Origin of the sequence: Pseudochrobactrum sp. AO18b (genome assembly GCF_000409565.1) — a bacterium.
GTDB classification, from domain to species: Bacteria; Pseudomonadota; Alphaproteobacteria; order Rhizobiales; family Rhizobiaceae; genus Pseudochrobactrum; species Pseudochrobactrum saccharolyticum.
In genome coordinates, this window is record NZ_ANNO01000372.1 from 1 (window position 1) to 2013 (window position 2013).

The window sequence follows — 2013 nt, forward strand, 5'->3', positions numbered from 1 at the left end:
AGCAACTCTTCGGAAGTTGCATAGGAGATACGGAAGTTTGGTCCGAGACCAAAGGCTGAACCGTGAACAACGGCTACACCTTCAGCTTCCAGCAATTCGGAAACGAAATCTTCGTCGGTTTCGATAACCTTGCCCGAAGGTGCGGTTTTGCCGATCAGACCTGCACAGGACGGATAGACGTAGAATGCGCCTTCCGGTGTCGGGCAGGTGATGCCGCTGGCCTGATTGAGCATGGAAACAACGAGATCGCGGCGGCCCTGAAAGATTGCTTTGTTCTTTTCGATGAAATCCTGCGGGCCGTTGAGAGCTTCAACCGCTGCCCATTGTGCGATGGAGGAGGCACCGGAGGTCTGCTGACCCTGAACCATATCCATAGCTTTAATCAGCTGCAGCGGGCCAGCTGCATAGCCAATGCGCCAGCCGGTCATGGCATAGGCTTTGGAAACGCCGTTCATGGTCAGTGTGCGGTCATAGAGCTTTGGCTCAACCTGCGCAGGGGTCATGAATTTGAATTCGCCGTAAACGAGATGCTCATACATATCGTCGGTCAGGATCCAGACCTGCGGATGACGCAGCAGCACATCGGTCAGCGCTTTGATTTCGCTTTCAGAATAAGCGGCACCTGTCGGGTTGGAAGGCATATTGAGGATCAGCCATTTGGTTTTTGGCGTGATCGCAGCTTCCAGATCGGCAGCCTGCAGCTTGAACTGGTTGTCCATTGTGGTTTCAACAGTCACCGGTGTTGCGCCGCACAGGGCAACGATTTCCGGATAGCTTACCCAATAAGGCGCAGGGATGATAACTTCATCACCCGGATTGAGGGTTGCCATCAATGCATTGAACAGGATCTGCTTGCCGCCGGTGCCGACAATGGTCTGTTCCCAGGTGTAATCCAGACCGTTTTCACGCTTGAACTTCGCAGCAATTGCCTTGCGCAGTTCAGGAATACCGGAAACAGGGGTATATTTGGTTTCGCCGCGGGTGATTGCGTCGATGGCTGCCTGCTTAATATTATCAGGGGTATCAAAATCCGGCTCACCTGCACCAAGGCTGATAACATCTTTGCCCTTAGCTTTCAGCTCACGTGCTTTCTGGCTGACAGCGATTGTGGCAGATGGTTTTACGCGGGACAGTGCGTCGGCGAGGAATGCCATGATCATTACTCCTGAATGGAACTGGCGATCCGGCTGAATAGCCGGAGGATAAAAGAAAACCTAAAACACAGCGCAATCTCCTCAACCGCGTGTGTTTAAGCGTTGCTGCCGGTGCTGAGCAGCCGCTATAGCGACGTTGTTGAGCCCTTCGCGAGCGCAGATTGATCTGGTCGCATATGATATCCGGGGAGTTTACAGTTTTGAGGCTGTTTATGCCGGTGGGGAGCAACGCTGATATAGAGCCGGACTGTTCAGTCAGAGGCTACAGCTTTATGTCGCAATCACAGGCAAAGTGCAAGGAAAGCTTTTGCATCGCAGCGTAATTGCGGCGTTTTATATTTGGGATGTGCAGAAAAAAGAAAAGGCGGGAAAACCCGCCTTTTATTCGATCCCAGATTGTCAGTCAGTGTGACCTCAACGCCCTGTATCTCAACCCTGAGCCGCATGAAATGCAGCTCTTAACCTTATCGCAAATTACATTGCAACGAGGTTGTCGGCAGATGAACGACCAGAGCGGCGGTCCTGCACGATTTCATAGGTGACTTTCTGGCCTTCATCGAGCTGAGCCAGGCCAGCGCGCTGTACAGCGGAGATATGAACGAACACGTCTGTGCCGCCCTGATCAGGCTGAATAAAACCGAAACCCTTGGTCGTGTTGAACCACTTAACTGTTCCCGTAGCCATGGGAAATTCCTTCAAGTTCATAGTAAATTCAGGTTCGCCTTGCGACGTTCCCGGTGGATCGAAGTTGTTGATGGAAGATCATGAGAAGAAAGGCGTTGCCGTGCGGGCCGCAAAATCACTCGACCGAAAATTCGATGAACTCAACATATGCGACATTTTTGACCAATACAAGGCG

General features: G+C 52.0%; 2 protein-coding genes. Both read right to left on the minus strand.

Translation table 11 applies throughout. The features are described 5' to 3' along the window. On the minus strand, nt 1–1154 hold a 1154-nt coding region (locus A918_RS0114225), incomplete at its 3' end, for a pyridoxal phosphate-dependent aminotransferase (RefSeq protein ID WP_022711711.1). Nucleotides 1155–1628: 474 nt separating this feature from the next. Further along, nucleotides 1629–1838: a cold-shock protein gene (locus tag A918_RS0114230; RefSeq protein ID WP_022711712.1), complete on the minus strand. Its 210-nt coding sequence runs from the start codon at nt 1836–1838 to the stop codon at nt 1629–1631. Nucleotides 1839–2013 lie beyond the last annotated feature (175 nt).